The 20,800-nt window shown below is 35.8% G+C and carries 20 protein-coding genes; 10 read left to right on the top strand and 10 right to left on the bottom strand.

Annotated features, from left to right (window positions below; genetic code table 11):
- The first annotated feature begins 77 nt into the window (after positions 1 to 77).
- From folE to yidD, 4 genes are read left to right on the top strand one after another with little or no spacing between them, the layout of a single operon-like run.
- A complete protein-coding gene (gene folE, locus AC5SR4_RS01035; protein ID WP_495357687.1) occupies positions 78 to 755 on the top strand; it encodes a GTP cyclohydrolase I FolE in 678 nt (225 codons plus the stop codon).
- Between the two features lie 56 nt (positions 756 to 811).
- A complete protein-coding gene (locus AC5SR4_RS01040) occupies positions 812 to 1,174 on the top strand; it encodes a four helix bundle protein (RefSeq protein ID WP_495357688.1) in 363 nt (120 codons plus the stop codon).
- Positions 1,175 to 1,215: 41 nt separating this feature from the next.
- On the top strand, positions 1,216 to 2,697 hold the full coding sequence (cysS, locus tag AC5SR4_RS01045) for a cysteine--tRNA ligase (RefSeq protein WP_495357689.1): 1,482 nt from the start codon (positions 1,216 to 1,218) through the stop codon (positions 2,695 to 2,697).
- Between the two features lie 3 nt (positions 2,698 to 2,700).
- A complete protein-coding gene (gene yidD, locus AC5SR4_RS01050; protein ID WP_495357690.1) occupies positions 2,701 to 2,922 on the top strand; it encodes a membrane protein insertion efficiency factor YidD in 222 nt (73 codons plus the stop codon).
- Between the two features lie 171 nt (positions 2,923 to 3,093).
- On the opposite strand, the gene AC5SR4_RS01055 is transcribed toward yidD, so the two are convergent.
- Positions 3,094 to 4,560: an aminoacyl-histidine dipeptidase gene (locus tag AC5SR4_RS01055; RefSeq protein ID WP_495357691.1), complete on the bottom strand. Its 1,467-nt coding sequence runs from the start codon at positions 4,558 to 4,560 to the stop codon at positions 3,094 to 3,096.
- 111 nt (positions 4,561 to 4,671) lie between these two features.
- Here AC5SR4_RS01055 and AC5SR4_RS01060 point away from each other — a divergent pair, with 111 nt between their 5' ends.
- The 4 genes from AC5SR4_RS01060 to AC5SR4_RS01075 all read left to right on the top strand — a co-directional run bounded on the left by AC5SR4_RS01060 (position 4,672) and on the right by AC5SR4_RS01075 (position 8,303).
- Complete coding sequence (locus AC5SR4_RS01060) at positions 4,672 to 5,739, top strand: DUF3810 domain-containing protein (RefSeq protein ID WP_495357692.1); 1,068 nt, start codon at positions 4,672 to 4,674, stop codon at positions 5,737 to 5,739.
- Between the two features lie 106 nt (positions 5,740 to 5,845).
- A complete protein-coding gene (locus AC5SR4_RS01065; RefSeq protein ID WP_495357693.1) occupies positions 5,846 to 6,649 on the top strand; it encodes a TrmH family RNA methyltransferase in 804 nt (267 codons plus the stop codon).
- Positions 6,650 to 6,672: 23 nt separating this feature from the next.
- Entirely contained in the window at positions 6,673 to 7,017 is a 345-nt protein-coding gene (locus tag AC5SR4_RS01070; RefSeq protein WP_495357694.1) for a four helix bundle protein, read from the top strand.
- Positions 7,018 to 7,064: 47 nt separating this feature from the next.
- Positions 7,065 to 8,303, top strand: a complete 1,239-nt coding sequence (locus AC5SR4_RS01075; RefSeq protein ID WP_495357695.1) for a M48 family metallopeptidase — start codon at positions 7,065 to 7,067, stop codon at positions 8,301 to 8,303.
- A gap of 174 nt (positions 8,304 to 8,477) precedes the next feature.
- On the opposite strand, the gene AC5SR4_RS01080 is transcribed toward AC5SR4_RS01075, so the two are convergent.
- From AC5SR4_RS01080 to AC5SR4_RS01100, 5 genes are all read right to left on the bottom strand, one after another.
- Positions 8,478 to 9,176 (bottom strand): DNA-binding domain-containing protein, encoded by a 699-nt coding sequence (locus AC5SR4_RS01080; RefSeq protein ID WP_495357696.1) that lies wholly within the window; start codon positions 9,174 to 9,176, stop codon positions 8,478 to 8,480.
- A gap of 351 nt (positions 9,177 to 9,527) precedes the next feature.
- Positions 9,528 to 9,788, bottom strand: a complete 261-nt coding sequence (locus AC5SR4_RS01085) for a hypothetical protein (protein WP_495357697.1) — start codon at positions 9,786 to 9,788, stop codon at positions 9,528 to 9,530.
- A 158-nt stretch (positions 9,789 to 9,946) separates the two neighbouring features.
- Positions 9,947 to 10,519, bottom strand: a complete 573-nt coding sequence (locus AC5SR4_RS01090) for a hypothetical protein (RefSeq protein WP_495357698.1) — start codon at positions 10,517 to 10,519, stop codon at positions 9,947 to 9,949.
- Between the two features lie 333 nt (positions 10,520 to 10,852).
- Positions 10,853 to 11,410, bottom strand: coding sequence for an RteC domain-containing protein (locus tag AC5SR4_RS01095; RefSeq protein WP_495357699.1), 558 nt, complete (start codon positions 11,408 to 11,410; stop codon positions 10,853 to 10,855).
- A 160-nt stretch (positions 11,411 to 11,570) separates the two neighbouring features.
- The gene (locus AC5SR4_RS01100; protein WP_495359135.1) at positions 11,571 to 11,789 is read right to left on the bottom strand and encodes a DUF4143 domain-containing protein; all 219 of its coding nucleotides are present in this window, start codon (positions 11,787 to 11,789) and stop codon (positions 11,571 to 11,573) included.
- Positions 11,790 to 12,354: 565 nt separating this feature from the next.
- Here AC5SR4_RS01100 and AC5SR4_RS01105 point away from each other — a divergent pair.
- Positions 12,355 to 13,659, top strand: coding sequence for an ATP-binding protein (locus AC5SR4_RS01105; RefSeq protein WP_495357700.1), 1,305 nt, complete (start codon positions 12,355 to 12,357; stop codon positions 13,657 to 13,659).
- Between the two features lie 72 nt (positions 13,660 to 13,731).
- A complete protein-coding gene (locus AC5SR4_RS01110) occupies positions 13,732 to 13,953 on the top strand; it encodes a transposase domain-containing protein (RefSeq protein WP_495359136.1) in 222 nt (73 codons plus the stop codon).
- Positions 13,954 to 13,995: 42 nt separating this feature from the next.
- Here the strand turns inward: AC5SR4_RS01110 and AC5SR4_RS01115 are convergent, their stop codons facing one another.
- From AC5SR4_RS01115 to AC5SR4_RS01130, 4 genes are all read right to left on the bottom strand, one after another.
- A complete protein-coding gene (locus AC5SR4_RS01115) occupies positions 13,996 to 14,154 on the bottom strand; it encodes a DUF4143 domain-containing protein (RefSeq protein WP_495359137.1) in 159 nt (52 codons plus the stop codon).
- Between the two features lie 172 nt (positions 14,155 to 14,326).
- Positions 14,327 to 15,886 (bottom strand): TlpA family protein disulfide reductase, encoded by a 1,560-nt coding sequence (locus AC5SR4_RS01120; RefSeq protein ID WP_495357701.1) that lies wholly within the window; start codon positions 15,884 to 15,886, stop codon positions 14,327 to 14,329.
- A gap of 16 nt (positions 15,887 to 15,902) precedes the next feature.
- The gene (locus tag AC5SR4_RS01125) at positions 15,903 to 17,297 is read right to left on the bottom strand and encodes a RagB/SusD family nutrient uptake outer membrane protein (protein WP_495357702.1); all 1,395 of its coding nucleotides are present in this window, start codon (positions 17,295 to 17,297) and stop codon (positions 15,903 to 15,905) included.
- 18 nt (positions 17,298 to 17,315) lie between these two features.
- Complete coding sequence (locus AC5SR4_RS01130) at positions 17,316 to 20,528, bottom strand: SusC/RagA family TonB-linked outer membrane protein (RefSeq protein WP_495357703.1); 3,213 nt, start codon at positions 20,526 to 20,528, stop codon at positions 17,316 to 17,318.
- Positions 20,529 to 20,800: the final 272 nt, after the last annotated feature.

Genomic DNA, 20,800 nt, shown 5'->3' on the forward strand with positions numbered 1-20,800 from the left:
CAGCTAAAAGAAAAAGTCAAGTTAAGTTCTTAAATCTTTGCTTATCTTTGCAAACTTAAACGTGACTTTTTTAGTTTATGAAAATTGAGAATAACATAGAGGAATTCGAGTCTTTAGGAGACGACCACATTGGAACATCGTCTAACACACCATTGCGTAACGATGCTTTTAAACTTACCAATGAGGAAAAAATAGAAATTATAAAAGATGATGTGCGCCATATTATGGAAACCTTAGGTTTGGATTTAACAGACGACAGTTTAAACGGCACTCCTAATCGCGTGGCCAAAATGTTTGTAAAAGAACTTTTTGGTGGTTTAGATCCTAATAAAAAACCCAGTGCTTCTACTTTTGAAAACAAATACAAATATGGTGAAATGCTCGTTGAAAAAAATATTACGGTATATTCAACTTGCGAACACCACTTGTTGCCCATTGTTGGTAAAGCCCATATTGCTTACATTTCCAGTGGCTCTGTAGTAGGTTTATCTAAGATGAATCGTATTGTCGACTATTTTGCTAAACGTCCACAAGTACAAGAACGCTTAACCATCCAAATTGTTAAAGAACTACAAGAGGTGTTAAAAACACCAGATGTAGCCTGTGTTATTGATGCTAAACATTTATGTGTAAATTCCAGAGGCATAAGAGATGTGGAAAGTAGCACCGTAACATCCGAGTTTGGTGGTAAATTTAAAGAAGAAAAAACACGCCGAGAATTCCTAGATTATATTAAATTGGACACTCAGTTCTAATTGTCTGTAAAGTTGTTTGTCGTAGAGTTGTAGAGTTGTAACCCAAATAATATTAAATGCATTACTATTCATTTGAAAAATTGGACGTTTGGAAAGAATCCATCAAACTTAGTTTATCTACATACAACGACACAAAACTATTTCCAGATGAAGAAAAGTTTGGATTAATTTCACAAATGAGAAGATGTGCCGTTTCAATTTCCTCTAACATCGCAGAAGGCTCCGCTAGAACAACAAAAAAAGACAAAGCTCACTTTATGACAATGGCATACAGTTCTGCTTTAGAATTACTAAATCAACTGATCTTATCAAAGGAATTAAAATTTATCTCTGAAGAAACCTATAAAAATATTAGATTTGAGATTGAATCTGTAACTAACAAAATAAACGCCTTAAGAAATCATTTTCTAAAGACTTAACGACAAACAACTACACAACATACGACTTAACAACAAACAACATGAATTTCTTCGAGCAGCAACCATTAAAAATATACAACTCCCTTACTGGTTCTAAAGAAACATTTAAACCCATAAACGAAGGCTATATTGGCATGTACGTGTGTGGCCCAACAGTTTACAGCAATGTGCATTTAGGTAATGTAAGAACCTTTATGTCTTTTGACGTTATTTTTCGTTACCTAAAACATTTGGGTTATAAAGTACGTTACGTTAGGAATATTACCGATGCTGGTCATTTAGAAAATGATGCCGATGTAGGAGAGGATCGTATTTCTAAAAAAGCACGTTTAGAACAAATTGAACCTATGGAAGTCGTACAACGCTATACGGTAGATTTCCATAATATACTAAATGCCTTTAACTTTTTACCTCCTAGTATTGAGCCAACGGCTACAGGTCACATTATTGAACAAATTGAACTTATAAAGAATATTATTGATAATGGATTTGCTTACGTGATAAATGGATCAGTTTACTTTGATGTTCATAAATTCAATGAAACTAATGAATACGGCAAATTAAGCAAGCGAAAGCTTGAAGACTTAATTCATAATACGCGTGAATTGGACGGACAAAGCGATAAAAAGAACCCACAGGATTTTGCGCTTTGGAAACGTGCCGAACCACAACACATTATGCGCTGGCCATCGCCTTGGAGTGATGGGTTTCCTGGTTGGCATTTGGAATGTACCGCTATGAGCACCAAATACCTTGGTGAAAATTTTGATATTCATGGTGGTGGTATGGATTTAAAATTTCCACACCACGAATGTGAAATTGCTCAAAACGAAGCCGCCAAGGGCCAAACACCTGTGAATTACTGGATGCATGCCAATATGCTGATTATGAACGGTAAAAAAATGGCTAAATCTACTGGTAATTATATTTTACCAGGTGAAATTTTTACAGGCAACAATCCAAACATATCTAAAGCATTTAGTCCAAGCGTGGCACGCTTTTTTATGCTACAAGCTCATTACCGCAGTATCTTAGACTTTACAAATGACGGCCTACTATCTAGCGAAAAAGGGTTTTACAGATTAATGGACGCCATAAGTACTCTGGAAAGCTTAAAAGCTTCCAGCACATCTTCTATAGATATTAATTCATGGAAACAGGCCTGTTATAATGCCATGAATGATGATTTTAATACACCTATTCTAATTGCCAATTTATTTGAGGCTGTTAAGTACATCAATCAAGTTAATGAAGGCACAGCAACACTCAAAGCAGCAGACCTAACTAGCTTGAAGGAAACCATACAAATCTTTGTATTTGATATCTTGGGTCTTGAAAATGTGACTAAAAAAGAGACTGGAACCGACAAATTATCTGGAGCAGTAGATTTGTTGATTAAGCTAAGGCAAGAAGCTAGAGCAAACAAGGATTTTGCCTTGTCAGATAAAATTCGTGATGAACTGGCTGAAGTAGGTATCCAGCTAAAAGATGGCAAGGACGGTACATCGTTCTCTGTGAATTAGCTAATGAAAAGGTTATTAATTGCACCATTTATATTTCTAATAAAAGTATATCAGGTTTTGATATCACCTTTAACACCTGCAACCTGTAGATTTCAACCCACGTGTTCACATTATGCCAAAGAAGCTTTAAAAAAGCATGGATTATTAAAAGGTGGCAAATTAGCCATAAAACGTATTTTTAGATGTCATCCATGGGGAGGCTCTGGCTACGACCCCGTTCCTTAAAAATTGGCAATAAAAAAGCATTCCTTTGAATGTTTCTCTTTAGAGGCAGTTTGGTGCTTACTTTATGTTTCATTCAAAGAAACGCTTGTAAATTAAGTTTGATCAATCAGTCTACCAAAGATACAAAATTATAGATAAAATGCAAATAACTTCGATAAAATGCATTTTAGATTAAGATTCTTGGTCTGGAATATGTTTTAAAATCTCTAATACAAAGTTCCAATATTTTTGAACTGATGAGATTTGAACGCGCTCATCTGGTGAATGTGCACCTTTAATATTGGGTCCAAAACTTACCATATCCATCTCTGGGTAATGTTGTCCTAAAATGCCACATTCCAATCCGGCGTGGCAAGCTGCTACATGAGGCTTTTCACCATTTAAATCTTCATAAAGTCTTGTTATAATCTTTAATATGGGTGAATCCATATTTGGTGTCCACCCAGGGTAATCACCCGAAAATTCTACTTCGCAACCAGTAAGTTCAAATGTAGCACGTAAGGTATTTGCTAAGTCTTCTTTAGAGCTTTCAATAGCCGAACGCGTTAAGCAAGCTATATGAATGTTACCATCTTTAATTAAAACACGTGCTACATTATTGGAAGTTTCAACCAAATCAGGAATGTCAGCACTCATACGGTACACACCGTTTTGTGCTGCATACAAGGCCCTTGTAATACCTTCTTGTACCCCTAAATCCATAATTTTTTCGGGGGTTTCACATTTAGAAACCCGTATTTCTAAATTTGGCTCCATCGTTTTAAACTCCGCTTTAATAGCTGTTGCCAGTGTGGCAGTATCTAACAAAAAAGCATCCTCATGAATGGCATCTATGGCAACAATTGCCTTACTTTCTCTTGGAATGGCATTACGCAGTCCGCCACCATCAATTTCAGAAATTCGCAGACCAAAGTTTTCAAAACCATCAAATAACAAACGATTCATAATCTTATTGGCATTCCCCAAACCTTCATGTATTTGCATACCTGAATGTCCACCTTGCAAGCCTTTTACAAGAACCTTATAGCCTATTTTAAACTCAGGTGTTTCTTCTTCTTTATAAGTTCTGGTAGCCGTTACATCCACTCCACCAGCACACCCAACACCTATTTCATCATCTTCCTCGGTATCTAAATTCAACAAAATGCTTCCAGTAAGCACATTGCCCTTTAAGCCCATAGCACCTGTCATACCCGTTTCTTCATCTATGGTAAACAAGGCTTCTATAGACGGGTGTGGTATGTTGGTACTTTCCAAAATAGCCATAATGGTGGCTACCCCCAATCCGTTATCAGCACCTAATGTGGTACCTTTGGCTTTTACCCAATCGCCTTCTACAAACATGCTTATACCTTGGGTGTCAAAATCAAATACGGTATCGTTATTTTTTTGGTGTACCATATCTAAATGCGACTGCATAACAATGGTCGCTTTATTTTCCATTCCTTTAGTCGCTGGCTTTTTAATAATTACATTACCTACCTCATCCTCAATAGTTTCTAAACCCAATTGTTTACCAAAATCCTTCATAAAGGCAATCACGCGTGCTTCTTTTTTAGAAGCTCTTGGTACGGCGTTTAAGTCTGCGAATTTATTCCAAAGTTGAGTGGGTTCCAGTTGTCTTACTTCTGTATTCATGATGGTCTTTTAAAGTTGAGCAAAGGTAATAAAAATGATAGCCATTCAACAGTCTTTTAGATTCTGCAATCAGGGTTACCAACAGGCACAATTTTTTATTACTTTTGGAGCATGCTGAAAAAGAAAAAAACCCTTATAGCACTGTTCCTCATTCCCCAATACATTTTGGTTAAATCACTGAGAGATTACCCAGAATTTGTGGAACATTATTACAGTGATGGTGTGTATCATTTTATATCCAAACTTTTCAGACACATATTGGGTTGGCTTCCTTTTTCGTTTGGTGATATTATCTATGCTTTAAGCATTATATATGTTATTCGCTGGTTTTATATCAACAGAAAACGGCTGCGAAAAGACACCCTGCAATGGATAATAGACGTAACCGCAGCACTATCCATCATCTATTTTGCGTTTCATGTGCTTTGGGGGTTCAACTATTACCGTATGCCCTTGCACAGTAATTTAAAACTGGAGGACGATTACACCACCGAACAATTGATTTTAGTGGCTGAAAAACTAACCAAAAAATCCAATGCATTGCATTTGGAAATCACACACAACGATACGGTGCGCGTGGACATACCCTATAGCAAAAGCCAAATTTTAAAAATGGCACCAGATGGTTACAATAATTTAAAAACCATTTTTCCACATCTGGAATACCATCCCAAAAGCATTAAAAAGTCCTTGTTTAGTTACCCTTTAACATATATGGGCTTTAGTGGTTATTTTAATCCGCTTACCAACGAGGCCCAAGTAGATGCTATTATTCCTGTTTTTAAGTTCCCAACCACTTCATCACATGAAATTGCACATCAACTGGGCTATGCTGCTGAAAATGAAGCTAATTTTATAGGCTGTTTGGCTGCCATAAACCACGATAACATTTATTTTAAATATGCAGGTTATACATTCGGGTTACGATACTGCCTAAATGAAATTTACTTTCGCGATGAATGCCTCTATGAAGATATGGCAGCCGATGTTAACGAAGGCATCCTAAAAAACTACAAGGAAACTCGAGCGTTTTGGGAAGCGCATCAAAACCCAATGGAACCTTTTTTTAAACTGTTTTACAGTAATTACCTAAAGGCCAATAAACAGGATAAGGGTCTGGAAAGCTATAGCTATGTTGTGGCGTTGTTAACAAATTATTTTGAAGATAAAACATTATGATAGCAAAATGTCATGTTGAGCATTACCGAGTTACAAAATACATTTCCTGATTCCGGCAATGCTCGAACTGACAACTTTACGACTTTACAACTTTGAAACTCAATTCATGAAAGAAATTACCAGCATACAAAACCCCTACATTAAACAATTGGTGCAATTAAAAGATAAATCGCGTGAACGTAAAAAGTCGGGGTTATTCTTAATTGAAGGGATTCGTGAAATAACATTAGCGATTAAAGGAGGTTATAGTATTGATACTATTTTGTTTTATCCTGAACTGTATTCAAAGACCCAACTTCATGACTTAACGATTGTACAACCAAGCACGATCCAGATATCAAAAGAAGTTTACGAAAAACTGGCCTATCGCGATACCACCGAAGGTATTCTAGCTATTGCAAAAAGCAAGCAACATGCCTTAAACAATTTAAATTTTAATAAGGAAAACCCATTGGTATTGGTAGCCGAAGCTCCCGAAAAACCCGGAAACATTGGAGCTATTCTACGAACTGCCGATGCCGCCAATGTAGATGCAGTTATTATTGCCAACCCTAAAACCGACTTATACAACCCCAACATCATTCGTTCTAGTGTAGGTTGTGTCTTTACAACACAGATTGCAACCGGAACCACCAAAGTAATCATCGATTTTTTAAAATCTAAGGGCATAGCCATGTACTGTGCTGCACTACAAGCCTCTGTTAATTACACCTCTCAAGACTATACCAAACCTTCAGCCATCGTTGTGGGAACGGAAGCCACAGGTTTAAGTGACGCCTGGCTAGAACAATCTACTCAGAACATTATCATACCCATGCAGGGAGACATTGATTCTATGAACGTCTCAGTAGCAGCAGGAATCCTTATCTTTGAAGCCATCAGACAAAGATTAATAATTAGTAATGTGTAATTAGTGATTAAAAAAAGACCCAAATGAAAGAAAATTTAATTGCAACTAAAATATATAGTTTTGCCATTGATATAGTTAATTTAAGTAAAAAATTAATTTCTGAAAATGAATACACGCTTTCAAAACAAGTGTTAAGATCAGGAACATCTATTGGAGCCAATGTTGAAGAAGCTATTGGAGGTATTTCCAAAAAAGATTTCCGGGCAAAAATGTCAATTTCTTATAAAGAAGCAAGGGAAACGCATTATTGGTTACGACTTCTAAAAGATACTAAATATATAACCGATGAGGAATTTACTAAAATGGAAAAGGAACTTTACAGCATCCTTAAAATATTATTCAAAATCATACAATCAACTAAAGTATAACCAGGTAATAATTATTAATTACTAATCATTAATTATTAATTAAAAACATGACAGCAACAACTTTATTCTACATCATCATCGCCATTATCATCATCAATTTTGTAGTTGATAAAATTTTAGATGCTCTAAACGCGAAGCATTTTAACGATGCGTTGCCTCAGGAGCTACAAGATGTATACGACACAGAAGAATACAAAAAATCACAAAACTACAAAGCCACTAAATACCGATTTGGTTTGATTACCTCTACCTTTTCTGTGTTATTAACGCTGGGCTTTTTAATTTTTGATGGGTTTGAATTTGTTGATAACATTGCGAGAAGTTATAGTGATAATCCTATTGTGATAGCATTAATTTTCTTTGGCATTATTATGATTGGCAGTGATATTATTACCACACCATTCTCCTATTACAGCACCTTTGTTATAGAAGCACGTTTTGGTTTCAATAAAACCACCCTAAAAACCTTTATTTTGGATAAAATTAAAGGCTGGTTAATGATGTCCATTATTGGCGGTGCTATTCTAGCGCTTATTATATGGTTCTACCAATCTACAGGAGATTACTTTTGGCTTTATGCTTGGGGATTGGTCGCCGTTTTCACGGTATTTATGAACATGTTTTATTCCAGACTCGTTGTTCCGTTATTTAATAAACAAACACCTTTAGAAGATGGAAGTCTACGGGATAAAATATCGGAATATGCTCAAACTGTAGGTTTTAAACTAGACAAAATATTTGTGATAGATGGCTCTAAGCGTAGTACCAAAGCCAATGCCTATTTTTCTGGGTTTGGTAATGAAAAACGTGTAACACTTTATGATACGCTCATTAATGATTTGGATGATGATGAAATTGTGGCTGTATTGGCGCACGAGGTAGGACACTACAAAAAGAAGCACATTATCTTTAACTTAGTAGCTTCTATCGTATTAACAGGAGTCATGTTGTATGTACTGTCTCTTTTTATATCTAACCCCTTACTATCGCATGCATTGGGAGTAGATATTCCTAGTTTTCATATTGGATTGATTGCCTTTGGGTTACTATATGCGCCTATTTCTGAAATTACGGGATTGGTTATGAACCTGTTTTCAAGAAAATTTGAATACCAGGCCGATAACTATGCCAAAACAACCTATAGCGGCGAACCACTCATTACCTCATTAAAAAAACTATCTAAAAACAGTCTGAGTAACCTCACACCGCATCCGGCGTATGTGTTTATGCATTATTCACATCCTACCCTATTGCAGCGTATACAGAATCTTAGACAACACCATTAAACAGCCTGTTTAACAACAATAAACAGCCTGCCCAACGACGTTAAACAGTAGAGACAACGTTGTTGGGCAGGCTTAGAATTTTAATATAGACGTCTGTCAGTTCGAGCGCAGTCGAGAACCCTTTAAATGACGTCTGGTTAAGCGTTTCGACTGCGCTCAACGTGACATTGTTAATTAACTCACCACCAAAACAGGCGTAAACAACCCAACCCGCAAGGTTTTCCCTTTATATACCGTATTACGGATTTCAATACGGTAGTTCCCGGGGATTAGTGCCGGAATACGCAAGGTAAGCGTCTTGGGCTCGTTGGTACGTAACTCGGTTTGGCGCACTTCGGTGCCGTCGCTTTGGTTGATGAAAAACACACCCTCATCGTCGGGAAGGTTGTTGTACAGTTTAAGCTGGTCACCGTAAATTTCCAGAACATCGCCAGCCGTTAACTGTATGTTGGTGGTTTGGGTACCCCAATCGTACACATCTTCTACTATCGGTATCACTTTGTTGGCATCTACCTTTTTAAGGGGCACCTCGGCCAAGGCACCCAACAGTTCACCTCTAAGTTGTGCAGATAGCACCAAGGTATGGCGGTTGGGGTCAAATACATCATCTTCATTAATAAACACGCCCACAATGCTAAACTTAGTACTAAAACTATCATCGCTATAAGCCTCACCGCGTGCCGTCATTTCCCTAATACGGCGCCAGTAGTCGTTTAACACAGCGTTTACTTCCGTTTTCTTTAGTATAGACCCCTCTCCGGTCATCAGGGTTACAATGTCTTTGCGGTAGTTTATTTTAACATTTACCGGATGCCCTGTTTGGTCGTTTGGGTCATCTGTTGTTAGTTTGTTGTCTCTTAATACGTAATCCATAGTTTTCTGTTTTTAAATTATTTATTGTTATGCTATAAGCTGTAAGCTTTAGGCTTTAAGCTTCTTACTCTTGTGTTTTTGGTTTAGAATCTGCCTGTCGGCAGGGTTTAGCGAGATGTCATTCAGAGGGAGGTACGACCGAAGAATCTTTTCTAATAGAATTACTTCATAAATAAAGATTCTTCGCTATGCTACCGATGACGTATTTTGCAACGTGTTCATTTTTAACTGTTTTAAGGTTCTCGACTGCGCTCGAACTGACACTATGATTACAGTTGTTCGTCATCTCATTTTGTCTGTTTGGGTACCAAAAATTTTGTCTCTGAATGACATTCGGCGAATCATTAATCATTAATTAATAATTATTAATCCCCCTATGATTCCCACCACAACACCTCCAACCCCGGCCCCAATAGTACGCCACACATTCCGTTTCCGCTCCACTTCCAACTGCTGTTTTGTGCTAAGCAACTGCAGGCTCGTTTCACTTAGTTTAATATCCGCTAACAGCAATTGCCCCTTCAGGGTTTTGTGCTGTGCTTTTACATAGTCCATGAGGCTCTTAATATTGGTATTCTTTTCAGTTAGCAGGGGTTGGAGTGTGTCCAGCATGCTTAAGTTATAGTCTGTCAGTACCATCAGGGCCTTGAGTGGTTGTTGGACCACCAAGGCACTATCGATGGTAAACCGGCTATCAATCGGTTGTTCCTGCGCCATGGTAGGGTGCATGGATACCGCTAGTACCCATAGCACCGGAGTTATGACAAATTTTACCATGACGTTTGTGTGTGTTGTAAAACAATGTGTTCCAATTGCGGCAAACCTTCCAGTTCTTTCATAAAGGACCATAAACTCCCCGTGGTGGGTAGCTCCAGAACAAGTGCTTCACTGTTTTGGTCTACAATCGTATAGGGAATACTCATATTATGGAGCAGGTTATAGATATAGTCCTGCACCTCGGGAATACGGGCCCCGTACAATGCCAGTTCGTAGTCCTGTAACACATAACTCAAGGTGCGCTTGGTATCCCGAAGGTGATTACGCCAACGATTCATAACCCCTGTTATATGGGTATTAATCTCGGTATCGCGGGTACGGTATACCTGCAATTGTGCGGCCATAGTATCCATTTGCACATGGGCCCTCATGAGGGCTTCCTGACTTTGCGCAATACGCTGCCGGCTACCCTCCAGTTGTTCCTGCGTTTGCAGGCTGTCCTGGTACTGCGCTACGGTAATGATTAGCATAATTAAACTGATAATCCACCCCAGGGCGCGAAACAGGGTTTTACCAAAGGTGTTAATGGTGGTTGGCACAGTGGCCGGTACAAGTGATGTTTTCATTTTTACTTAGATTTAAGGATTAAATTTTTGTTTTTGTTTATTGTTTAGAGGTTTAGCTGATGAAAGTTGCTTCGCCTTGTAAGCCTGGTTATTGCCATTCTCAACTGTATACTGTTACTAAAAACTGTGACTAATTCATTCATATTTGTTCATTATTGTTTAACGACTGCGAATATCTAAGCTTTTACCGAACCCACACCACCCGTTATCCCACACGTATTGGGTATTTTTTCTTACTTATTTTGTTTTCAAAGGGTTATACCATAAAAAAACCCGACATTTAAAATGTCGGGTTATATATTTCCGTGTCGAATGGTATTTTGGGCAGCTCTATCACCGCCTTTTCGAATCCAAAAAATCCAAATGATTCCCCATAGAACTTATCATAAGATCTAAGGTAGGCATGGGGTCGGTAATGCGCCGACGTATTTCTCTAAAGCGGTCCTGAGCATCCGTGGGTTTGGGGGCCGGCTGGTTAAAGAACGTCACCAAATTGTTGTAAATTTTACTGTACGCCACTTGACCATGGTTTATTAATTTGGCCGTTTTAAAAGAATAAGCCACTTCTCCCAGGCCAGACATGGTACCCGTCCACGTTAAATCGTTACCCAACAAAAACCCGGGCGATTGCGCTACCATGGTTGGGTAAGGCCCCGTAAACGGATTATCATACAAGGCTTCCAGAATACGCTTAGATACCATCAGGCTTCCTGTAGAGGTATCCTTGGTAGCAGCCCAGGTGTCTTGTAGCGCTTGCCCATGCAATTTGCCCAAACCGTAATGACATTGGGTGGCACAGATGTCCATAATTTTAAATACATCCGGCAACATGGCCACGATATCATTTGTTTTACTAAATTTTCTTTGTAATTGATTACCAATACTTTTCAAAATATTTAAGAGTTTAATTAATAAAATAAGATATAAAAACACTATAAAATTTTACTTTATAGGTTATATCCACTTACTAATTAAAGGACACTTGTAAGTATAAAAGGTAGTATTGAGATATAAAAAAAACCGACAAATGTAGTATCTATCGGCTTTTGGGTTAGTTAACACCTTTTGTTAACAGCTCCCTAAAATTATCTCTGGTAATTTTTTCAACTTCGGTATCATAAGCATTTAAAAAGCTTTTGGGAATTTTAATTTTGGCTTTGGGATTCCATTTAATTTCAAAGCCTGTAACCTGTCCTGCAGTTTCTTCAATATAATCTATTTCCTGTTGGGTTGTGGTTCTCCTAAAAAAGTGTTTTTTTAGTGAACGTATTCACCAAATATCAAATTTTAAAGGATTGGGATGCTTGTGCGAAGGGCGGTAAGGGTGCTAAAAATTAAAAGCCGATGGACATACGTTATCGGCACTCGCTACCATCATGAAAGTTTTAAAAGCTATTGGAGGCCAAATTCAAGTGAACCCGACAGCCTCGTAACATTTTTGGTATTATTAAAAACTTCTGCCGCACCACCGGGCAAAGGCAAACCCTGACAAGATTACCCAACCCGTGGATACCATTATACGCCTGCCAGTTCGGCAGACAGGCGTACCCGCAAAGCCCAAGAGTAAAATCCTGTCCGCTTAAAATCTTCCTGAAAAATTATTTTTAAAATCCTTCTAAACCAAAAAAGGAAACGCGTCTAGCGTGTAGGTTTACTTTTCTCTGTGTGTCTCCTTTTTGCTCTGTGAAGCTCCGTGTTACAACCATTTTTCCGCTTAAAGCGGAACCATTATTACACAAACTCGAAGGAGATTTTGAAATATTTTACACAAACTCAAAGGAGATTTTGTATTTTTACACACAAATCCTAAGGAGATTTGCAAAAAAAAGACGCTTATGATACGCACCATTTTTGAAGATTTAAAGCAATGGAAAGACAAACCCAACCGAAAACCCCTTATTTTAAGAGGCGCTAGACAGGTTGGTAAAACATGGCTCATGAAAACCTTGGGCGAACAAGCCTACCAAAAAACGGCTTATGTTAATTTTGAGAGTAGTCAACGGCTCAAGCATATTTTTAAAGATGATTTTGACATTCAAAGAATTGTAACCGCCATTCAGATAGAAACGGGTGTTCAAATTGAAGCGGAAACCACCCTCATTATACTGGATGAAATTCAGGAAGCGGAGGGTGCTCTCACTTCTTTAAAGTATTTTTATGAAAATGCACCCGAATATCACGTGATTTCCGGTGGCTCTTTATTAGGATTGGCATTGCATCAACACACGTCCTTTCCGGTTGGAAAAGTAGAATTTTTAGATGTGTATCCGCTAACATTTGTTGAATTTCTTAAAGCTCTGGGAGAAGACCCTTTGTGTGATTTATTGGAACAGCAAGACTGGACGCTGATTCGGGATTTTAAATCAAAATACATCCACTTATTAAAGCAATATTACTTTGTAGGTGGTATGCCCGAAGCTGTTGAATATTTTCGAAATTATACCGATTTTAACGAAGTACGCAACATACAAAAGCGTATTTTAATAGCTTATGAGCAGGACTTTTCCAAGCATGCACCACAGGACATTGTACCACGTATTCGTATGCTATGGCATTCCATACCCTCCCAATTGGCCAAAGAGAATAGAAAATTTATTTACGGCCAGGTTCGCAGTGGTGCCCGCGCTAAGGATTACGAACTGGCCATGACATGGCTTCTGGATTGTGGTTTAATACACAAGGTTCACAGGGTTAATAAGCCCGGCATGCCTTTAAAGGCCTATCAGGATTTAAACAGTTTTAAACTGTTTATACTCGATACCGGGCTTCTAAGTGCCATAGGAGATATGGATGTGAAAATATTATTAGAAAAGAACCAAATATTCGAAGAATTTAAAGGCGCCCTAACGGAACAGTTTGTACTGCAACAACTTATTTCTTTTAGAGATACGGCTATATATTATTGGTCGGCCGCCAATGGCACTTCAGAAATAGATTTTTTACTTCAATATAAACAACACATTCTCCCTCTGGAAGTAAAAGCCGAAGAAAATCTAAATGCCAAGAGTTTAAAAACATTTTATAAAAAGTTTTATCCCGAGGTTTCTATACGCACCTCTATGTCGGATTACAGAGAAGACGATTGGCTTATGAATTTACCGTTATATGCTATTAATGTGTTGCGTATGGTTGTGAGGTGATGCAAACCTCGCAGAATTACAAATTTAAATGAACATGGCAGCCTCATGACCTAATAATTGGCTAATTAACTCATCTCCAAAAAAAGGGAACGCGTCAAGCGTGTAGGTTTACTTTTCTCTGTGTGTCTCCTTTTGCTCTGTGTAGCTCTGTGTTACAACTCCTTTTTAGGCAGCTGCAAGAAAAACGATGTGAATCCTTTTGCCTGGCTGGCCGATGTGCTTGCGCGAATACCCGAATGCAAGGTCAGCCAGCTAGATGAACTTCTTCCCGAAAACTGGAAACCCCGACAATAAAAAAGCTGAGAAAATTTATCTCGGCTTTTGAATTTTATATGCTCAAGCCCGAAGGCTTACAAAGCTTTTGGGTATTTTAAATTTGGCTTTGGGATTCCATTTAATTTCAAAGCCTGTAACCTGTCCTACAGTTTCTTCAATATAATCTATTTCCTGTTGGGTTGTGGTTCTCCTAAAAAAGTGTTTTTTTAGTGAACGTATTCACCAAATATCAAATTTTAAAGGATTGGGATGCTTGTGCGAAGGGCGGTAAGGGGAGAGGGGTAATTTTGAAATGTAGTAACAAAAGCCGATAGACTGGGTGGCTATCGGCTTTTGGTTTTATTGTTCTACACACACGAAAGGATTCGTGCGGGTAGGAGCGGGGAAAAACTTATGATTCTTTTAAGGCTTCGTTAATTAACTTTTTTAACTCTTTCATTGATGTTGAAACTTCAATTTTAGAATATATCTTTCCAGATTTATCAATCAAAAGAATCAAAGGAACTTCTTTAAGTTTAAAATAACTCAGAAAAGGATGATTAGCTCCTAACCCTCCTGTGTAAAGGTTAAAATGATTTTCATTTGTATAATAACCACTCTCTATTCCTTCAATCCAATGCCCTCTTTTTTTATCAATACAAATACTTAAGAGCTGAAACTTGGGATTAGTTCTAAATTCTTCATAAATTTTTTTAAAATTTTTGTAAAAAATTGCACATCCTGTACACCCTACACCCCAAAAATCCATGAGAATTACTTTTCCTCTAAAGCTTTCTATATTTACAGAGTTACCCTCAAGATCAATAAAAGAATCATTAGGAACTTTAGAGCCTTTACTAAACAACAATTTTTCATTTAGTTCACGAAGTACAAACGGATTTTTTGATATTGTTAATGCATCTTTCAAATATTTATCAATTTCTTCTTGAGTATAGGGTATAAAAAGAGATTTAGATATGTTAAGATTGTATGTAGAAAAAAGATAGTATAAAATAGAAGACTTTTCTAAAAATTTGTTTGATACAAATTTATTTTTCACAGTATTATAGTATTCCCCAAATGTAAATTTATTTCCATTGTTTTCTAATAATAGGAGTAACTTAACTTGTCCTAATAAAAAGGTCATATATTCCCATGTGGCAGAAATTATATCAATATTAATATCTTTATAACTTGGGAAATTAAGAGATAAATAAGTGTCTGTTATTTTCTTTTTAATTTTCTCGTCTGTTATTTCAACAAACTCTCCTTCTAATCTATAGTTGAAGTTCGCATAGAAGTAACCAATGTATGAAAATTTCAGGTATTCATACATATTGGAACTAATTTTGCTTTTATTTTCGTCCAACAAAATAATTATTTCTCTCAATTCCTTATAAAAATCTGTGTAATAATTTTTTAAACTTTTCTCAGGAAATATTGAGTCTATTACCAAACCATGACTATTTATAAAATTATCCCTTTTATCATTTAATAGACTTTGAATCTTAATTTTAGTAGAACCTTTTCCCGATAATAATGTTTCAACTTGGCCCTCGCTTTGTCTTAAAACAAGATTCAACCTGTCTCCTGGCTCTAAAAGTCCAGATAATATAACAGATTTGCGACGATATTTTTTTGGTGTTTCAGCATTATTGATCCTAGTAATAGAAGAACCCGAAACATCTTTATTTTGAGGAAGCTTAAGAACAAATCTATACGGGCGATCCATCACAGGTACTGTAAATTTAAATTTACCATTTTCATCAATTTTTATTTCCAACATTTTATCAGATGAAAAAGAAAAATAGTCACTATCAATTAAAACAAATAATTTATCAGGTTGAAAATTATTTGTTTTAATTATTTTACCGGTTATGCAGGCTGAGTCTTTTTCCCATACTTGACAGTGAATGTTATTTATACTTAAGATTATTAAAAAAAGTATATATGGATACAATTTAGTCTTCATTATTTTATATTTTATATCAATAACCATCATTTTGTAACATATTAGGGTTTCTGTTAATTTCTTCTTGTGGTATTGGAAATAAAATATCCGTAGGCTTCCAGTTCACTCCTTTCAAATTACTTAAAACATCATTGGACCTTCCTGTTCTTTTTAGGTCAAACCATCTATGCCCTTTTTCAGTAAACAATTCAAATTTTCTTTCTTGCTCAATTAATAGTAATAATTCGTTTTGTGATATACTTGGATTGGTGTCCTGAATCAACGATAAACCAGATCTTTCTCTTATTTTATCTATATCTAAAATCGCATCGCTTAAATTTCCCAGCTTGGCATTAGACTCTGCTCTAATTAAATATTGCTCTGCTAATCGAAAAACGACTGAGTATTCATCTATAGATTGACTTGATCTTATTTTGTATTTATATGGAAAATAATATCTAATACCGCTATCTATATCATCATAACTTTCAATCCAATTAACTAATCTTTTATCAATAGAATCAAAGGCAATTAGTAAACTTGAACTTAAAGCAGCATAAACAGGCCTTCTATTTAGAATAAATAAATTTCCTTCGTTTGTATTTAAACCATCTCTAACTGGTTTCATTTGCCATATTGTTTCCTGACTGTCTTTCAGAAAAACCTCGCTTATATTTGCTAAGCTATAATCATCTTGATTTTGTATTATTGAAGTAGCATATACAACCGCTAATTCATTTTCTTCAACATACAAGTAAACTCTTGATAATAATGCTTTAGCAACCATTTTATTTGGTCGGGCTCTATAATCAGAAATATAGTTATCTGGCAACAAATCTTGAGCATCATTTAAATCAGAAATGATTTGATTATACACCTCACTTGTTGAAGTACGAGGTAATAAGGAATTTGATGAGTAATCTGTATTTAAATATAATGGTATTTCACCATACATATTAACTAAATAAAAATAACAAAATGCCCTTATAAACTTAGCTTCGCCGATTAATTGTTCTTTTATTTCTTCATTGAAATCAGAAGATTTGCTAAGTCCTTCTAATATTGAATTTGCTGTATAAATAAATTCATATGGTTGTGTCCACAAATAAGTTTTTAAAGTAGAATTTACAGGTGTAATATTATTATTTGCAAATTCATTATTACTAGATCTATAATTAGTTAATTCATCAGACATTATTCCTGTTAAGTAACTTAAACCTCTTTGACTTCCACTAATAAATCCATCATATATCATTCTACTATAAACACCTGTTATAGCACTTATTACAGTACTTTCATCTTTAAACACAACTTCATTAATAATTTGATCTTTAGGAGGGTCTATATCTATAAACTCTTCACAACTTGAAAAGCAAAGTGTAACAGATAAAACTATTAATGTAAATCTGTTTTTATATTTTTTTAATTTCATAATTTTCTTTTTTTAAAATTAAAATGAAAAGTTAATCCCAGTAGCAATTGTACTTAAAGGGGGTAATCTTAACCAATTTTGATTTTCAGGATCTAATCCTTTAAAATTTGATATTGTCAATAAATTTTGACCTCTAACAAAAATTTTTGTGTTTGCTAACCCAAACTTTTTAATAATATTTATTGGTAATTGATATGATAATTCAATGTTTTTAAGACGTATGAATGAAGCATCTGAGATAGCAAAATCACCAAATATTCTTCCATATAAAAAAGGTAAAGCGTCAACACCTGTTGTAAACTTCTGAATATTTGTTTGGTCCCCTTCCGTTTTCCATCTAGATAAAACCTCAACAGGATAATTACTCATGTAGCCAGGAGCATTTGAATTATTTACATAGTTAATTCCAGATTGTTTTACAAATTGAAATAAAAAACTCAATTCAAAATCTTTGTAACTAATTCTACTTCCCAAACCCCCATAATATTCTTGTCCTATCTCTCTAGCCAAATACCTGTCTTCTTCTGTAAGATTACCATCATTGTTATAATCTTCAAATTCGTAAAGACCAGTAGTTGGATTTACTCCAGTAAAATTCAGTGATTTGTAGATATTTAAAGGATAACCAACTAAATAATCATTAGAATAAGTTGAATTTTCAATATTGGGGAAAGAAATCAATTTATTTTTGGGAATAGTTAAATTGGCAAACATGTTCCACGTAATATTGTTGTTATTATATAAACTTGTTGATAGTTCAAATTCAATTCCTGTATTTTCAACTACCGCTGGTAAATTATCTTGAACAGATTGAAAACCGACACTAGGGGGTAGAGGATATCTAACTAATTGATTTGAAGATCGATTTAGATAATAGCTGACTAAGAAGTCTAATTTATCTCTAAAAAACTTTGTTTCTAGACCAACCTCAAATTTTTTATTTTCTTCCCACTCAAAGTTTGGATTAGAAATTCTATCCGGTTGCAGTCCTGGAATTTCTTGATATGGATAATTTGTTGACTCCCATAATTCCAAGTATTCATAATCACCTATTTGATCATTTCCTGTTATTCCATAACTTGCTCTAAGTTTCCCAAAAGAAATAATATTGTTATTTTGAAGGAATTTCTCATTCGAAAATATCCATGCAATTCCAACAGCTCCAAAATTAGCAAAACGGTTATTTTCACCAAAACGACTAGATCCATCCCTTCTTCCCGTTAAATTTATTATGTACCTACTATTATAATTGTAATTTAACCTTCCAAAAAATGCCACATATCTATATTTAGAATTAATAGCATTTTCTGGTCTAATTGTTGTTGCTGATTCAATACTTTCCATTAAATAATCAGAAGAAAATCCGCTTGCTTGAATAGCCTTACCGATTCTTTTGGTTTCCTGAAAAGAACTTCCTATTAGCATACTTAATTTACTTTTAGAAATTACCTTACTCCATTCTATCTGTGGTTCAACTATCCATGATTCTACTGAACTATTTCCAAAGTATGTAACTCTATTTCCTGTAGATGACGAAAAAGGACTTCTAGCACTTAATGGAAATTTTTGAATTTCAACTTTTGATGTTTTATTATAACCAAAGGAGGATTTTAACTTTAATTCCGAAGAAATTTCGTATGAAAATAATAAATTATTTATCAAATTTTCATCTCTTCCGTCGTACGGTCTCTTAATATTAGAAAGAGGATTTTGCCAAGTGCCATTTTCCCAATTCAACTGATTTTCTTCATTAAACAGTTCTGGAGCATTTGGAGGCAGAGTTATATAGGAAGTAAGGTCTCCATAAAATAAATTGCTTTTAGATTTACTGAAATTAAATGTATACGAAACACTAATCTTTCTATTTTTAGATTCATGATTTAAATTAGAAAAAATTGAGTTTTTAGTGAACTCTAAATCTCCTGGAAAAACAGTTGTTTCATTATATTGAGTAGCACTTAATAGAAATTTTGTACTTATGTTTCCTCCAGAGACTGAAATATTGGTGTTTCTTGTATTAGATGTACCTCCTATTAGTACATCTTGCCAGTCGGTATATCTATTTTGATCCCAAGTGCCATTAACATCATAGTCACTATTGCGGGGTGTTAATCCGTCATTAGAAAATGCTTCATTACGCATCTCTAGATATTGTTCAGTATTTAACAAATCTATTTTACGAGTAACTTTACCCGTTCCATAATAATGATCAAATGTAACCTTAAAATCGTCCAGTTTTCCTATTTTAGTTTTTATTAAAACTACTCCATTAGCACCTCTAGACCCAAAAATAGCAGTTGCATCAGCATCTTTCAAAACTTCTATGCTTTCAATATCAGAGGGATTTAAGTTATATAGTGGACTAGTACTTTCGAATGTTTCTCCGCTAACTGAATTGAAAGAAAGTGATTGTGATTCAAAAGGTACTCCGTTGACAACATAAAGTGGTCTATTTCCATTTTCTATACTATTGATACCCCTTATTTGAACCTCTATATTTGAACCTGGAACACCAGAGGTTTGACTAATATAAACTCCTGACATTCTTCCATATAATGACTGCAAAGGATTATTTACTATTTGTTTCTCAATATCAACTGATTTAATTTGAGAAATACTTCCAGTAGCCTCTCTTTTCTTTACATTATAATACCCTGCATTTAACACCACCTCATCCAACTCGCTTACACTTTCTGTAAGTGTTACATTAATAGTACTTTGGTTGCTCACGGTAATTTCTTGAGTTGCAAAACCCAGTGCGGAGAACACCAAGACGTTTTCTGGGTTCGGCACCGTAATACTATAATTACCATCCAAATCGGTAGCCGTACCTTTAGTAGTCCCTTTAATAAGCACCGTAGCGCCGGGGATGGGCATGCCTGCTTCATCGGTTACCTTACCCGAGACCTGTATTTGCTGTTGGGTGTTTTTGGCTTTGATGAGGATGGTATTGTTGGCGGTAAGTACCACATTAAAACTTTTGTTGCCCATACTTAGCTGTAACAGCCTACCCACGCTTATGCTGCCTTTTTTAAGTTGTACAGCGGGGAGGTTTTTAAAGATGTCTTTTTGGTATATAAACTTATAGTCGGTTTGCGCTTTTATCATTTTAAAAACAGCATCAATAGATACAGTCTCATCAGAGGGGATTACCACTTTATCTTGAGACAGGGTATGTATAGGTGCCAAGCTAAATACCGTAGTGCATAATAAAAAGATAAGCGTTCTCATAAGTATCTTTAAGAGTCTTTTTCGTAGTTGTTCTTTTATCAACGGGAAAAAGACGTTAGTTAGTTTTAATTCCATAAATTTGTTTATTATTAGTTTGTAATGAATTAATAATTCCTAGGGGATAACGACATTTTCGACGATGGGCGTTGTTCCCTTTTTCATTCCCGCGGAGGCGGGAATCTCTAGTTTCAGGTTTGCTTACTGTTGCTTTGACACACCCCTGCCTACCGGCAGGCAGGCCCAACCCCTCTCTAGAGGGGAGTTGTTCTGGC

Source organism: Aestuariibaculum scopimerae, from assembly GCF_059428085.1.

Bases quoted from the DNA above. Each gene is read 5' to 3' on its own strand.
- folE (WP_495357687.1), top strand. From the start codon at position 78: ATGAAAATTGAGAATAACATAGAGGAATTCGAGTCTTTAGGAGACGAC.
- AC5SR4_RS01040 (WP_495357688.1), top strand. From the start codon at position 812: ATGCATTACTATTCATTTGAAAAATTGGACGTTTGGAAAGAATCCATC.
- cysS (WP_495357689.1), top strand. From the start codon at position 1,216: ATGAATTTCTTCGAGCAGCAACCATTAAAAATATACAACTCCCTTACT.
- yidD (WP_495357690.1), top strand. From the start codon at position 2,701: ATGAAAAGGTTATTAATTGCACCATTTATATTTCTAATAAAAGTATAT.
- AC5SR4_RS01055 (WP_495357691.1), bottom strand. From the start codon at position 4,560: ATGAATACAGAAGTAAGACAACTGGAACCCACTCAACTTTGGAATAAA.
- AC5SR4_RS01060 (WP_495357692.1), top strand. From the start codon at position 4,672: ATGCTGAAAAAGAAAAAAACCCTTATAGCACTGTTCCTCATTCCCCAA.
- AC5SR4_RS01065 (WP_495357693.1), top strand. From the start codon at position 5,846: ATGAAAGAAATTACCAGCATACAAAACCCCTACATTAAACAATTGGTG.
- AC5SR4_RS01070 (WP_495357694.1), top strand. From the start codon at position 6,673: ATGAAAGAAAATTTAATTGCAACTAAAATATATAGTTTTGCCATTGAT.
- AC5SR4_RS01075 (WP_495357695.1), top strand. From the start codon at position 7,065: ATGACAGCAACAACTTTATTCTACATCATCATCGCCATTATCATCATC.
- AC5SR4_RS01080 (WP_495357696.1), bottom strand. From the start codon at position 9,176: ATGGATTACGTATTAAGAGACAACAAACTAACAACAGATGACCCAAAC.
- AC5SR4_RS01085 (WP_495357697.1), bottom strand. From the start codon at position 9,788: ATGCTGGACACACTCCAACCCCTGCTAACTGAAAAGAATACCAATATT.
- AC5SR4_RS01090 (WP_495357698.1), bottom strand. From the start codon at position 10,519: ATGAAAACATCACTTGTACCGGCCACTGTGCCAACCACCATTAACACC.
- AC5SR4_RS01105 (WP_495357700.1), top strand. From the start codon at position 12,355: ATGATACGCACCATTTTTGAAGATTTAAAGCAATGGAAAGACAAACCC.
- AC5SR4_RS01120 (WP_495357701.1), bottom strand. From the start codon at position 15,886: ATGAAGACTAAATTGTATCCATATATACTTTTTTTAATAATCTTAAGT.
- AC5SR4_RS01125 (WP_495357702.1), bottom strand. From the start codon at position 17,297: ATGAAATTAAAAAAATATAAAAACAGATTTACATTAATAGTTTTATCT.
- AC5SR4_RS01130 (WP_495357703.1), bottom strand. From the start codon at position 20,528: ATGAGAACGCTTATCTTTTTATTATGCACTACGGTATTTAGCTTGGCA.